The organism is Thermococcus atlanticus (assembly GCF_054657855.1).
Genome location: NZ_BAAHXX010000001.1, coordinates 911,155 through 924,394 on the forward strand (window position 1 = coordinate 911,155; position 13,240 = coordinate 924,394).

At 51.5% G+C, this 13,240-nt stretch carries 10 protein-coding genes and 1 CRISPR repeat array; of the genes, 2 read left to right on the forward strand and 8 right to left on the reverse strand.

The window, feature by feature from the left end:
* The 7 genes from csx1 to cas6 are packed head-to-tail and all read right to left on the reverse strand — an operon-like array spanning position 1 to position 7,841.
* Positions 1–1,290, reverse strand: a complete 1,290-nt coding sequence (gene csx1 / locus ACYQ27_RS04820) for a CRISPR-associated CARF protein Csx1 (protein WP_460041117.1) — start codon at positions 1,288–1,290, stop codon at positions 1–3.
* Complete coding sequence (gene csm5 / locus ACYQ27_RS04825; protein ID WP_460041118.1) at positions 1,287–2,498, reverse strand: type III-A CRISPR-associated RAMP protein Csm5; 1,212 nt, start codon at positions 2,496–2,498, stop codon at positions 1,287–1,289. The genes csx1 and csm5 overlap by 4 nt, the downstream gene beginning before the upstream one ends.
* Entirely contained in the window at positions 2,495–3,343 is an 849-nt protein-coding gene (csm4, locus tag ACYQ27_RS04830) for a type III-A CRISPR-associated RAMP protein Csm4 (RefSeq protein ID WP_460041119.1), read from the reverse strand. Before csm4 ends, csm5 begins: the two co-directional genes overlap by 4 nt.
* A complete protein-coding gene (gene csm3 / locus ACYQ27_RS04835; protein ID WP_460041120.1) occupies positions 3,343–4,215 on the reverse strand; it encodes a type III-A CRISPR-associated RAMP protein Csm3 in 873 nt (290 codons plus the stop codon). The genes csm4 and csm3 overlap by 1 nt, the downstream gene beginning before the upstream one ends.
* The gene (gene csm2 / locus ACYQ27_RS04840) at positions 4,215–4,790 is read right to left on the reverse strand and encodes a type III-A CRISPR-associated protein Csm2 (RefSeq protein WP_460041121.1); all 576 of its coding nucleotides are present in this window, start codon (positions 4,788–4,790) and stop codon (positions 4,215–4,217) included. Before csm2 ends, csm3 begins: the two co-directional genes overlap by 1 nt.
* Positions 4,787–7,126 (reverse strand): type III-A CRISPR-associated protein Cas10/Csm1, encoded by a 2,340-nt coding sequence (gene cas10 / locus ACYQ27_RS04845; protein WP_460041122.1) that lies wholly within the window; start codon positions 7,124–7,126, stop codon positions 4,787–4,789. The genes csm2 and cas10 overlap by 4 nt, the downstream gene beginning before the upstream one ends.
* 4 nt (positions 7,127–7,130) lie before the next feature.
* Entirely contained in the window at positions 7,131–7,841 is a 711-nt protein-coding gene (gene cas6 / locus ACYQ27_RS04850; RefSeq protein WP_456424095.1) for a CRISPR-associated endoribonuclease Cas6, read from the reverse strand.
* Between the two features lie 360 nt (positions 7,842–8,201).
* Here cas6 and ACYQ27_RS04855 point away from each other — a divergent pair, with 360 nt between their 5' ends.
* Together ACYQ27_RS04855 and ACYQ27_RS04860 are read left to right on the forward strand one after the other, a co-directional pair.
* Positions 8,202–8,531, forward strand: coding sequence for a hypothetical protein (locus ACYQ27_RS04855; protein WP_456424097.1), 330 nt, complete (start codon positions 8,202–8,204; stop codon positions 8,529–8,531).
* A 1-nt stretch (position 8,532) separates the two neighbouring features.
* Entirely contained in the window at positions 8,533–9,012 is a 480-nt protein-coding gene (locus ACYQ27_RS04860; protein ID WP_456394382.1) for a putative toxin-antitoxin system toxin component, PIN family, read from the forward strand.
* A 198-nt stretch (positions 9,013–9,210) separates the two neighbouring features.
* Positions 9,211–11,707: a CRISPR direct-repeat array (repeat unit 29 nt; unit sequence CTTTCCACACGACTACGTTCTACGGAAAC).
* Between the two features lie 454 nt (positions 11,708–12,161).
* On the opposite strand, the gene ACYQ27_RS04865 is transcribed toward ACYQ27_RS04860, so the two are convergent.
* On the reverse strand, positions 12,162–13,163 hold the full coding sequence (locus ACYQ27_RS04865; RefSeq protein WP_460041123.1) for a methyltransferase domain-containing protein: 1,002 nt from the start codon (positions 13,161–13,163) through the stop codon (positions 12,162–12,164).
* Between the last annotated feature and the right edge of the window lie 77 nt (positions 13,164–13,240).

Below are 13,240 nucleotides of genomic sequence, written 5' to 3' on the forward strand. Positions count from 1 at the left end.
TCAACCCCCCAGAGAACTGCTAACTATCTCTTTTATTCTCAGCAGGGTTTCGTCAGAATACCTCAAAAACGTGTGTTCCTTGGCGGTCTTTTTGATGTCTTTCGTATCCCATTCTTTCATGCACACCTCTACGGAATTGGCTTCAAGCCCTGCATGAGCCAATACATTGCGCGGTTTGATCTGGACGTTTGCCTCAGGGAACCCGAGGAAGTCCTTCAGGGTCATCCACCCTGGAAATGTCCCTGCCGTGGCATATTTTATGGCCATGTCCTCAATTTTGCCCAGCTCAACGTTTATTCTCTCCAGAGTGCTCCCCCTGAACAGCTTCTTTGAGAGGGTGTAAAGTTTGGCTATGGAGCAGGGGACATCTATCTTTGCGCTTTTCGTGACCTTCACCTCAAAGAGTAGCTTCACCAGCACACCAAAACCTGCATCATACGATAGCTTTCTGGTAACCGAGTTCCCGTCTATCTCTACTCCTGACTCCCAGGTTTCGGAGAGCTCCCCTATTATTCCCTCAATCTCAGACTCATCGGGGAAGGTCTCAGCGAAAAGGAGGGGCATTCCGAAGAACAGGGATCCGATCCACGCGTCCAGACTTTTTTTGGATGCTTTAATCTGCCTCAGCGAGTTAAGGCCGGTTTTGAGCTTCACAAATTCCCTCCAGGACATGCTGTAAGGTTTCAGGTAATGCTTATCCCCCGGCAGCGGTTCAGATAGGGGCTCCGGAGGGATGCGTGTCTTCTCAATGGTGTTTATCGTTAGCTCACGGGTTATTTTTGGTACAAATGGATCGGAGTTGTAAGCTGTGAATGTTACTTCATTCGTTATCGCTGCTATCCCGAGGAGCTCTTTAAACGCCCTGTATGTGAGAAGCGTTATGTAATTCAGCCCGTGCGTCGAGTCGAAGTGAACCTCAAGGTTCTCGTTCGGGGGGAGTATCTGGGAAAGCTGGCGGAGGATGTAATAGTACGCGTCCATCGCACTTCCGCGGAACGTCCCGTGTGAGAACTGCCCTATTCCCGGCGCTATTATTACATCCACTTCCCTTCCAGCGCCAATCCTGTCAAGGAAGTCCATTACTCTGCTTCTCACGTCCTCCCGGAGGGCATCTAAGGAAGAAAAGTCCTTTCCAAGGGTGTCGGAGAGGACTATGACGGTCCAGTCCGGTTTTATGGCCTTCTGGAGTATTGGGAGGGTGGATGGACCGACCGAGGTCTCCTCGCCGAAGCGGTACTTTATTCCCGTCCACCTCTCGAAATCGCCCCAGGAAACGATGAGGAGCTTCATAGCAATACCACCCATCCCATTGGGATTCCATTGGCGAGTCTTCTCGTCTTCGGGAACTCGCGTGAAAGCTTCTTGCTCCGTGGGTTCTTTCCAAGGCCGAGTTTTCTTCTAACGCCCTCCCATTTCCTCTCTTTCCTCAGGAGAATACCCACCGTCGTGGCGAGCCAGCCGCTGCCCCAGCCCAGCCTTATGAGATGGCCGTCGTGGCCTTCGAGCGAGGAGTAGAAGGACTTAACCTCCCTTGAGTGCCCCCTGAACTTGCCGAGCTCGAAGAGCTCAGCTTTGATGACCTCACCGTAGAACTCCTCCACCGCCTTCCAGAGGAAGTCCTCGAAGACCTCCGGGGGCTTTCCGTAGTTCTCAAGGCACTCCCACAGAAGGCCGTTGAAATGGCTGGAGTTCAGCCTTAGAACCTCGGTGTCAATCTTTATCCCTATCTCTGTAGCGGTTCCCGGCTCAAGGGCCTCCACCCAGATGGGTATCGGCTGCGGGTTCCCGATAACGTCAACGCGATAAACCGCGAGGTGCTTCCTGCCTATTGGCTTGCTGTCCCGGACTATGAGTGCCCTCAGAGGGTCCCTCTTTGGCTCGTACTTCACGCCGGAGCGCCTGTCCGGTTCCATGCCAAAGACTATGGCCTCAAGGAGGTCATCCGCCCTTTTTCCATCCACCCTTTCCTTGGAGAGTCTGTCAGCGTAGAACCCGATGAGGCTCTCGCTCCAGCCGATTTCCCGGGCGAGCTCGGCGGTCTTCCTTTCTATCTGACCCCTTGAGTTTCTCACGCCCGAAACAACGTCCATCGCGATTCCGGAATCCCCGCACTCCTTCAGAACCTTGTAGAGCACCGCAGTCCTTAGGGCCCCCTTAACGCTCGAACCCGGGACGTACGGTTGGCCGTTCAGCTTTATGAACTCCCTTATCTGCATGCTTTCCTTTCCGGGGGTTCCATGGATCCTCAGGGTGTAGCGGGCATAGTCCTTTGGATTTAACCGGAGCTCTTCTATGTAGCCCTTCCAGATGTAGGAGTCTCCAGGAGGGTTTTTCAGCAGGTGCAGGATTTCTTCGAGGGAGATTCCGAAATTCTGGAGGTCATCAATGAGCCTCTCGACGTCGAGGACGTAAACGGTGTCCTCTGTTGGGTATATGTCAACCGGTGTGAGCTGGTTACCGTTGCCTATATGGAGGGGAGAAATAGCTTTAAGCATCATTTTGAACCCCCCATGTCCGGGAGAATGACTGGAAGGGGAAAGGTCAGGCCGTAGATGTGGACCTTGAATGGTAAACCGAGGTCAAGCTCTTCGAACCTGCCGGGGTCGTTTTTCACGATTGAACCCTCCGCTATGAAGGTTAGCTTTGGCTTTCTCTCTCCATAGCTCCAGCCGCCCTTCCTGAAAAGCCTCCAGAGGAGGGGCTTTTTGGCCGGCAGGGCGTTGGAAAGCGTAACCCCGCACTCACCACCGGGAGCGTCTATTTTAAGCCTGGAAAACTCCGGCTCAAAGAGGCCGAAGCCCCAGGTGGACTTCCCGCCGATGCCGGTATCCCCTAAAAGCCGTACTGCCGGCTCTATGTAGTCCCTGAAAACATCGTCCGGCCCGGAGTATAGAAAGTAAAGCCCAGCCCCCTCTCTGAACCTAACCTCGTCCCAGAAGTAGAGGGCTGACTCGGAGGTTACCCTGTCGAGAACCACTCTCGGGACGCTCACCTTTGCGTGGACGTTTATCTCGGGCACCTCAAAGGGCTCCAGGCGAAGGGCCCTCTCGAAGTTTTTCACGTCCAGGTACCTGGCCCGTCTTATCCTCTTGGCCTCCCCGTATTCTTCCCCAAAGTCCACCAGCTCAACGCTGAGGGGCTTTGGGAGGTAGTGTGTGCCTTCAAAATAGGGAAAGGCCGAGCTTATCCTTGCCCCGGCCTTGAAGGCATCAATGAGCTCCTCGACGGCCCTGTTGTCATAGAGCACGGCCACCGCACTGGCAATCGCTCCAAACAGTGTATCTGCCTTCGGAATCTCGGTTAACGGCCCCTTTGGTCTCAGCAGGATTGCCCTGAACTCCATTACCCGGCCCCCAGTTTACTCTCCACCTCCGAGAAGAGACCGTCGAATTCGCTGAGTATCTCTCCGGGGGATTTGTCCCCAGCGCCTATTGGGATTACGCCTTTTCTGTCTCCGGTTCTGTAATATCCGGCGCTCCTGAACTCGAACCCCTCGAAGGTGAACCTCACCTTTCCGTAGCCCCTTGAACCTGAACCGCCGAGGTAGCTGTCCTCAAGGAGCGCCATCGCGGTGAGGAGGTTCTTAACGTCGTCCTTCCACTGGGCGGGATCTTCAACGTTGTAGATTATCTCGAACTCGAACTCGGTTCCGGCGACGACGCGTTCATTTGTTCTCGGATTGGCCTGTGAGGTAATACGGTCTATCCCGACCTCAATCTTAGCCTCCGTTAAAGGCTCCCCTGCCCTCCATTTATCCTGCCATTCTTTAGTCAGGAACGCGTCCCGGACTATGACCCTTGACGGGAAGTTGCTTTCGTTTCCACTTGCCCCGAAGAGCCTGCACACCGGACAGGTGAGCGCAGTGTCGTAGTCAGGACAGACGTGTATCCATCCCCTGTTGATCCTCTTGTTGAAAAACTTCCCGCAGTTTTCCTGGTTTTCAGGCCTGCAGCTTCCGGGGGAGTACTTCGAAAGGGAAGGGTACTTTGCCTTCAGTTCATTGAGCTGGGAATTCACGAGCACCTCAAAGAGCGCCCTGAGACGGCCTTTAAGGGAGGAGCCCGGGATGTAGGGCAGTCCCGTGTGGGGGTCCTTTATGACCGGGTTGTCTATTCCACCTATCTCCGAGATGTCCCTCTGGGAGCCTATGTGGAGGCCAGTCACCGCCTTAATCTCACCCCTGAGGACGAGCTTTCCATAAAACCGTCTGTCCATCACTCCCTACCCCCGAAAAACCTGTGGTATGCAACAACAGCCTGAAGGAAGTCATAAAACTTCTCAAACCCCTCCTTAGTTGGGTTCTCCATGAGAACCCCGAGCATTGGGTCCAGAACACTGTGGAACGCCTCAAGGGGGTACCTGGACTGTCCGGTCGCCTTTCCAACGGTGTAGGCAAGGAGATAGCGCATTTTAACGATGTCGTTCTTTATGTCCAAGTCCCCCCTCTTTACCTTCAGTTCGGTGGTTCTCGCCATCTCAAGGGTCTTCCTGACCTGGTTGGTCTTCAATCCCTGGGCAACGAGATAAGCCGCAACCGTCACGGCGTTTGCAAGCCTTTTATCCGGGCTCCATTGTATAAAGTTCTTCGCGTCGTTGACAACCCCAGTGAAATACGGCTGTATGCCGTTTCTATCCAGTTGCCTGGCTTCGAGAGCCTTTTTTATGCCCATAACATCGGGAGCTCCACCAAAGAGTGAAGACGCATCAACTCGGGAAAAGCTTCCGCTTCCACGGTAGTTCCTGCTCTGTTCCCTATATCCATAATTCCTCCCGTAACCCACAGCCTTCACCTCCTAACCGCCATGAGTATAACCTTCAGAATCCCATCAACCCGGTAAACCGGCTGGGGCTCCTTCCGCTCAACGGCCTCAGCGTTTATCCCAACGAGCTCGGGGAAATAATCCGAAAGCTTGTGCCTGCCGAGCAGATAGGCGATGAGATACGCCCAGCGGACGTCGTCCGGGTTCCTTACGTAGAGCTCTCTCAGCTCAAGAAGGGTCATCAGCAGGCCTTTCTTTGAGTCGAAGGGCTTTTTCAGCCTTCCGTTTCCGGCGTAAATCCTCCCGGCGTACTCTTTCCATAGCTCCATGTACTGCCCCCAGCCGTAGGAGAGCCTGTGCCTCCCGTCGAGGGGGCGGTTTCTATCAATCACGAAGACCCTGTTTCTCCCCTCCTCCTTTGCCACCTCAAGCCTCTCGCTGACGGTTTCAGCCATGCGGTATATCGGGGTCTTGTGGTCAAAGTACCCGAGCCCGGCTGAGAGAGTAAGACCACCGCCCGTGTACGCCCTGAAGGTCTCCCTTATCCTGAAAGCCAGCTCAAAGACCTGATCCCATGCCCCAACGATGAAGAAGTCGTCTCCACCGGCGTAAACCACGACGATGTCCGGCTCCTCCGGCCAGTCCCCGAGGGAAGGCAACCTGCCGGTGTCAATGACGTAGCCGGTCTTTCCTTCGATTATCCGCTTTAGGTATCCCTTGAAGAAGTAGTCCATGAAGCGCGAGGCCGTTGCGAGCTTTGAGGGGCTGTCCATCTCCCCAAAGAACTTTCCGAGCTTGTCGACGTCGCCCTTTAAAACGCCAAGTCTCTTGGTTCCGGTTGAGGCCTCGGCCAGCTCCTCAAAAGTTGCAACACCGTGCTCTCCCGGCTTGAAGTAGTCCGCCACGAAGTACGGGATGAAAACGGTGTCGCCGAGTTCTTCCGGCGGTTTCAGGGTGTTCTTGAGAAGGAGGAACTCTCCCCGCGCAGTGCCACCGTAGTAGGGTATGAAGTGTCTGAACGGGCCGTGAGTGACTGCCTCTCCATCGTGGGCCCTCCTGTCGAGGATGAAGCCCTTAACCTTGGGGAGCTTCTCTCCGAGACTGGCAAGCCCGTTGCACGTTCTACAGACCTTAATTTCTGGGTCGTCACTTAGTTTGAACTGCTCCAGCTCCCCGGGAGAAACTTCCTTTCCGCAGACGGCACACTCTTCGAGCCTTCCGGTTTTTCTGGGGGCAAAGGCATTATCAACCTCTTCAAAGCGCCTCAGCTTCCTCAGGGTGAGCTTTTTCTTCAGCCTCCTTCTGGCCTCTGCAAATAGGTTTTCCCCCTTTTTCCTCCCAAGCTCCTCTCCTGTTAGGGGCTCCCACTCAAGGGCCAGGTACAGCTTGCCCTCGAACTCCTCCCAGAGCCATTCGGCGACACTTTTCCTTATCTTTTCAAGCTCTTCAACTGCCTCCCGTGTGTTCTGGGCTATGATGAGGAAGTGGCCACCTGCGTTGAAGATGACGTTGGCCCGCGTGAGGCCGAGCCTTGAGAGTATTTCAAGGACGACATCCCAGCCTATCAGTTCGAGATAAGCACTCCTCGCGCGGAGGTACTTGAGGGTGCCCTTGCCGGTTACGCCGTAGATAAAGTCCTGTATGCCTGAAAAGTCCCCCTCAATGAGGAGGAAGCGCTTCTCCTTTCTGCATCTTTCTTTTTTCACGTCCTCAGCGGTGCATCCTGCATGGAGCATTGCAAGGGCTATGGCTGAGGTCATCCTCATGTGGTCATAGAGCGAGATGACGTTTCCCTCACTCGTGACGGAGCTGACGAAGGTCAGATACCTTTCCAAGACCGGCAGAGTCCTGTCAACTTTCAGCTGGGTTTGAGAAAGCTCAACCCATAGCTTCTTTACGAGATCGGAGTAGGTATCGCTTCTGATGGAAGGAACTTCCCCGGGGACGGGGAGCCCATTTCCAAAGTCCAGCTCTGTCCACGGATACGTTTTTTCCCTGTTGAAAACCGAGTATAGCGGCCGGGATGACTGTGGTTTTCCCTCCTCCCTCTCGGCGGAAGACAGGTTGTCCGCTTCGTAAACTATCCAGAGGGCTCTAAGGATATCCTCAACACTGAGACCAAATCGCTTGGAGTTCAGCGTCTCTATTTTCCCCTTCATGGCGACCTCGTTCATTTCGTCCCTGTGATGGAACTCCGAAAAGAGCGATAGGAGCTCGAATTCTTTCCTGCTGGTGCTCCTCGCCAGTTCCCGAAGAAACTCCGCCCCCTGCCTGGAGTGGTCTCCAGAGTACCGATTTGCCCTCTGCACGGGCTTTCCAATGTCGTGGAGGAGGCCCCCAAGGGCCACAAGCTCGTAGAGATTCAATAAATCACCTCCTTATCGGATTCAAAAAGCCAAAACCAAGGCTGTTCTTTTCACCGAGACCGGCGTCCATTATGAAGCGATAGAATCGCCTTTCATGTCTCCCTATACGTTCCTTCTCAAGGAGCTCCCAGTTGGAGCCAATAACCGGAAAAGGGATACCATTTTTGACGACTTTGACATATACATCGAGCTTGCCGTTTTTCCTGAGCTTGGGTATTAGTCTGTCAAAAATCGGGCCTTCAAGGGTGAAGTCATCGTTGTAGAATGCGTTGTATTTCCTCTCAGCATTTTCTCTGAGACGGTCGAGGAAGAACAGCAAATCCCTGTGCTCATGAAGCTTGAAGTACTCATTCTCCTCAGCGTTCCGGTAGAGAACTACAGGGGAACCCGTCTGGAATGCCCTCCTGAGTGGTAGCTTGAACCTTTTCAATCCCACAATCTTGAGCTCATGCTTGCCGATGTAGATGGTCTTCCTGCCAACAATCTTTGAGTGCAGGGTTCGTATGAAGCCTGGGTCGGGAGATGAAATAAAAAACGTCCAGTGTCCGTTTTCCCTGAAGAAATCGGAGAACGTAAAGAACTTGAAGCGGGACTGGTCGTGCCTCGTGCCGTACTCGGTTTCCTTCAGCATGTTGTATATGAAGCCCTGCACTGCGTGCTTGTTGGGCCTCTCAAACGTACCATCCTTAACCTCAAACGACAGCTTTAGCCTCATAATGGGCACCATTGAAGTTTCTATTGATAGTATACTTCACTCTTATATCTAATAAATGTTACTACTCAGAACGTGCCAACTGAACAAAATCCATTGGGAGGTTCTCGTATGACTATCATCTTTCGGAGGAAGGAAGAACGGCACCCTGTTAAAATGTCGGTGAAAACACCATCTTATTTCATCCTCTGGAAACAGGAGTTAGTTGGGGGCTGGAGCTCCGAAGACTTTATCGATCCCGGTTCAATTTTATGAAGATTTCGTTTGGTGGAATTTTTAAAGTCGATGAGACTATCCATGCTGTGATGATCCGGTTGCGTTAGAGTTTTATAATCTGGTGCAGATACCCGGATGGGGAGTGCTATGGCGTCTGATGTTGAGAAGATTGTGAAGCTTTTCCAGAAGCGAGAGACCCAGGAGGCTTTTGGCGAGTGGATCGTCCAGCTCGCGAGGAAGATTCACGAGAGGCCGGAGGATATAGTGTGGTTTTTTGAGATGAAACGACTCATGAACCAAATCGAAAAGCTAACTGAGAGTATTGCCGATGAAGAGCTGGAACAGTGGGAGGAAGAGCTGGAACAGGAGCAGGTGGATGTGAATTACACCCTTGAAGAGCTCATGGAGATTGGTAAACGGAGTTTTAAGAAGTTTAAACGGATAGAGGCGAAGCTAAGAGAGCTCGGGGTCGTCTGAAATGGCAGATAAAATCAAAGTTGTTTTAGATACCTCCATCCTTATCAGCGTACTGAAATCTAAGGATCTCTCCAAATCTCCGGCATGGCGAATCCTGAAAGCATTGCAGAACGGGGATATTGTAAACTTCACCTCAAATGAAATTATTGAGGAAATGCAAACTCAGGTTTTAGGTATTGGACTTGAGATAGGTCTCACAAGACGTGCGTTGAGAATTTTAGCGATAGTTACCAAGAACAGCGTTATGGTTCGTCCGAGGAGAAAGTTCTCCAACGACCCCGAGTTCATTAAGAAACTGAAGGATCCAAACGACGCCAAGTTCTTTGATGTTGCATATGCCAGGAAGGTGGATTATCTCATCTCAGAGAACACGAAGCATATTGTCAGACTGAGGGATGAGGCCACCAAAACTTATCGTTTTGACGGGAGAAAGGTTAAAATCCTGAAAGCCGGAGAGTTCGTGAGGGAAGTTTTGAGGTGAGGCCTGTGTGGGGGTTTATCTCGACAGCGAGGCGATGGAGATTATTAAAAACGTGGGGAGAAAAACTGGCGAGGCAGCCCGGTGTTAGCGCCCGCCGGGCATGATGGTGAAGTACCTCTACAATCAGGCGAAACGGGAGAGTTCTTCCTGATTTCATCGTTTCGGCGGTTTTCCCTGTTTCTGCTTATGTCTTTCAGTTCTCTCACACGACTACGTTCTACGGAAACAAGGAGCTTGAGAGGATTGCAGAAGCCTCAGAGAAGCTCTTTCCATACGACACCGTTCTACGGAAACCTTGAAGCAGTTCTGAAGAACGTTCAAGCGGCTGACTTTCCACACGACACCGTTCTACGGAAACCTTCTTTTCTTCATTGGATTTATATTCGTAGGGAGGTGCTTTCCACACGACTACGTTCTACGGAAACAAGAAGTGGATTACAAAGTCAAACTAAAGGAGGGAACTTTCCACACGACTACGTTCTACGGAAACTTCAACTCATCCACAACGCGAGAATAAGCCTCATCCGCCTTTCCACACGACTACGTTCTACGGAAACATACGTCAAAAAAGACAAATTTGACGAAGCAGCAGAATACTCTTTCCACACGACTACGTTCTACGGAAACGAACTTCATCCATATTATTTTATCACCTTATTATTTACTTTCCACACGACTACGTTCTACGGAAACTCTTCAATGTAGAGTTTTCCGTTTATGATTGCTCCGGCTTTCCACACGACTACGTTCTACGGAAACGTGTCAGCGGAGGATATACTGCCAAAGGCATTGGTGGACTTTCCACACGACTACGTTCTACGGAAACAGAGTAGGTCTACAAATGAATACATTCTACCCTTCTATACTTTCCACACGACTACGTTCTACGGAAACACTACTACTATCGCAGCCGGTTCGTTCATTGTGTTATCTTCTTTCCACACGACTACGTTCTACGGAAACAGAAGATAAGAGAAGAGAAGAAGCAAATACAAAATGAACCTTTCCACACGACTACGTTCTACGGAAACATAGTGTGCATATACACCAACCTAACAATCCGTTATTTCTTTCCACACGACTACGTTCTACGGAAACGTGGGAAAAATGGACGAGCTTTTTGAGCAGATTTTTGACTTTCCACACGACTACGTTCTACGGAAACGTATATATGGATAGGTATAAGAGAATTTTCGTAAATCCTTTCCACACGACTACGTTCTACGGAAACACCGAAAAAACCCCGTAGAATCCTCCATTTTCGACCAACTTTCCACACGACACCGTTCTACGGAAACACAAAAGCGGCTTAAGGAGCTTAAGGCTAAGTTGCTCTTTCCACACGACACCGTTCTACGGAAACTCTTTTTGACGGTCTCAACGGCTCTTTCGTATGCTTTCTTTCCACACGACTACGTTCTACGGAAACCCGGTGGTACTCCTCAGGTTCAATCCGAGGGTACCACCGGCTTTCCACACGACTACGTTCTACGGAAACGACGAAAAGCGTTGGGTAGATAGGAGAACGGATATCATCTTTCCACACGACTACGTTCTACGGAAACACTTTCTCATCAACCTCCAAATACGCGTGATTGAGCTTTCCACACGACTACGTTCTACGGAAACAAGCGTGTTAATTTTGAAATCGTCAATCTCAGCGATATCTTTCCACACGACTACGTTCTACGGAAACTGTTAAAACCTTTTTTAGAAGAAGGCCTAAAAACCCTCTTTCCACACGACTACGTTCTACGGAAACCGGCTCATCATCGAGCCGGCCCCACGGAGGGATGTGCCACTTTCCACACGACTACGTTCTACGGAAACACTTGGGCTGGTGCTGGCCTCGTCGATGCTTATGCGGCAGCTTTCCACACGACTACGTTCTACGGAAACTCAGCTGGCAGCCGCAGAACTCAACATCACTCTACCCTTTCCACACGACTACGTTCTACGGAAACGTCTCGAACGTCCAGCCGGGCCCGTATGTGCTCCGCATCTTTCCACACGACTACGTTCTACGGAAACACGCGGTTATTCAAGTGGTATGCATCAATATATGGTGACTTTCCACACGACTACGTTCTACGGAAACTTGGGGATTTTCTAACTGTCTGGCGTTTGTCTGTCATTCTTTCCACACGACTACGTTCTACGGAAACGACTTATTTTCACAAATTGAATTCATTACGACGACTCCCTTTCCACACGACACCGTTCTACGGAAACGCTTTGCAGGTGAGCAGGGAGACGGGGCTTCCTTACAACTTTCCACACGACACCGTTCTACGGAAACAGACGGATAAGAACGAAAAACGACAAATTCCATGGACTCTTTCCACACGACACCGTTCTACGGAAACAAGCCCTCTGCGAACTCTTAGGATGGGAATACAAAGCTTTCCACACGACACCGTTCTACGGAAACTTGGTCGGCTGGACTGTGTTCTCATAGTAGAGGGCTGTCTTTCCATACGACACCGTTCTACGGAAACCTGAGAGAATAGCTTATGGAATAGCCTACGAGGAGATCTTTCCACACGACTACGTTCTACGGAAACCCTTTTGGTGGTCTTTTTGACATCGGGCTTTTCGATCTTTCCACACGACTACGTTCTACGGAAACAAATAAAGGCAAAGTTGGAAAGCATTCTCCAGAAATTCTTTCCACACGACTACGTTCTACGGAAACCCTGCCTTTTCTCTCCGTATACAACCAATGAAGTATTGTCCGAACTCTTATTTAACCTTTTCTCCGGGAGCCCGTAGCACCGCGTTTTATTTATAAATCCTGCACAGAATCGGATCGGGACGGAACATCCTTTATTCGGCTGTGCGGGCTGTTTCCACAGCCGGAGGAATGGGTTAAGGAATCGAAACCCTCCTTATGCTCCCAAATCTCCATTTACAGGTGAAGGATGGAATTAAAGCCATCTGAAATCTTCTTAATCCCCGAATCTCCCCTGTGGATTCTGCCATTGCTCACAGGAGCTTCAAAAATGCCTCTTTCCAAAATGCACACATTTGTCTGAAGATTACCACTCAGGGGATAACCCGGGATGGAACTGCCCTCCGCCTCCATGATTTGGACTTTCATGTCTGAAAAATCCCCGAAAGCAGAAATCCGGGTAGAACAGTGCTAAAAATCATTTCTCAAAAACGTAGAACCACCTCTCAAGGCTCTTGTGCACCCTCTGGTGGTACCTCCCGACCAGCTTAAAGCCTATTTTCCCTGCCTCTCCTTCACCATCGAAATCTGCGGGGAACGCTGTGACCAGCCTGCCTCCCTCCCGGAGGACGTTATACATGCTCCTCAGGGCCTTCCTGTATAGCTCCTCCCTTTTCCTTCCCGCCAGCGTCGCCGAGGTTCCGTAGGGCGGGTCGGTCGCTATAGCCTCAAACCTCTTTTCCGGGAAAATCTCCTCCAGCTTTGTTGCATCTCCCAGTCTGAGGACGTAATCCTTTATCCCGTAGTGCCTGAGGTTCATCTCCGCCCCTTCCACCATCTCAGGTCTTATATCAACGCCGTAGACCTTCAGGCCGAGCAGGCCCGCCTCCATCAGAATCCCGCCGGCCCCCATGAAGGGGTCGAGCAGCTCGCGGGTTGCCTTCGTGAGGTTCACCATCGCCCTCGAAATCCTCGGATGTAACGATATCGGCCTGAAGAACGGCCTGTGGTGGGCCTTTCTCCTCTCGAAGTCCTTCGGGTCAAAAAACCTGAGCCTTACCCCGGCGTAGAGCCTCCCGCCGCAGTAGACCCTGACCAGCGTATCGGGCCCTGAGAGGTTGACCCTGTGTCCCTGTGCGTGTATAACTGCCCCAAGCTTCCCCGGCAGGTTGAGAAGGTTGAAGCGGCAGTTTGCCATCCTCTTCGTGTTTGTCTTGAAGGTTCCCCTGATCGGCCACCTGACCTCTCCGGCCTTCTCAAGGAGCTCTTCTATGGAGTCAGCCTCGACTATAAGCTCCCCGTATTCATGGGCCAGTCCGAGCCTGTTGAGGAAGGGGAGAGCGGCTTCTCCGGCTCTGACGGTCAGGAGCAGATAATCCCTTCCTGTAATCTCCCCTCCCGCAAGCTCCAGCATGGCCTTCACTTCGTCAATGGCCATTTCTGGCAGGTTTCCAAGGATTTCAATGTAAATGTGCGGCATGATGGTAGTTTGGAGCCCGGATTAAAAACCTTGCCCATGCCCTCTGGTATTTCCCCTGGCTACTGCTTCCGGCCCCT

Excerpts from the sequence above, each read along its gene's own strand:
- csm4 (WP_460041119.1), bottom strand. The coding sequence starts at position 3,343 with ATGGAGTTCAGGGCAATCCTGCTGAGACCAAAGGGGCCGTTAACCGAG.
- ACYQ27_RS04860 (WP_456394382.1), top strand. The coding sequence starts at position 8,533 with ATGGCAGATAAAATCAAAGTTGTTTTAGATACCTCCATCCTTATCAGC.
- ACYQ27_RS04855 (WP_456424097.1), top strand. The coding sequence starts at position 8,202 with ATGGCGTCTGATGTTGAGAAGATTGTGAAGCTTTTCCAGAAGCGAGAG.
- csx1 (WP_460041117.1), bottom strand. The coding sequence starts at position 1,290 with ATGAAGCTCCTCATCGTTTCCTGGGGCGATTTCGAGAGGTGGACGGGA.
- csm3 (WP_460041120.1), bottom strand. The coding sequence starts at position 4,215 with ATGGACAGACGGTTTTATGGAAAGCTCGTCCTCAGGGGTGAGATTAAG.
- cas6 (WP_456424095.1), bottom strand. The coding sequence starts at position 7,841 with ATGAGGCTAAAGCTGTCGTTTGAGGTTAAGGATGGTACGTTTGAGAGG.
- csm5 (WP_460041118.1), bottom strand. The coding sequence starts at position 2,498 with ATGATGCTTAAAGCTATTTCTCCCCTCCATATAGGCAACGGTAACCAG.
- ACYQ27_RS04865 (WP_460041123.1), bottom strand. The coding sequence starts at position 13,163 with ATGCCGCACATTTACATTGAAATCCTTGGAAACCTGCCAGAAATGGCC.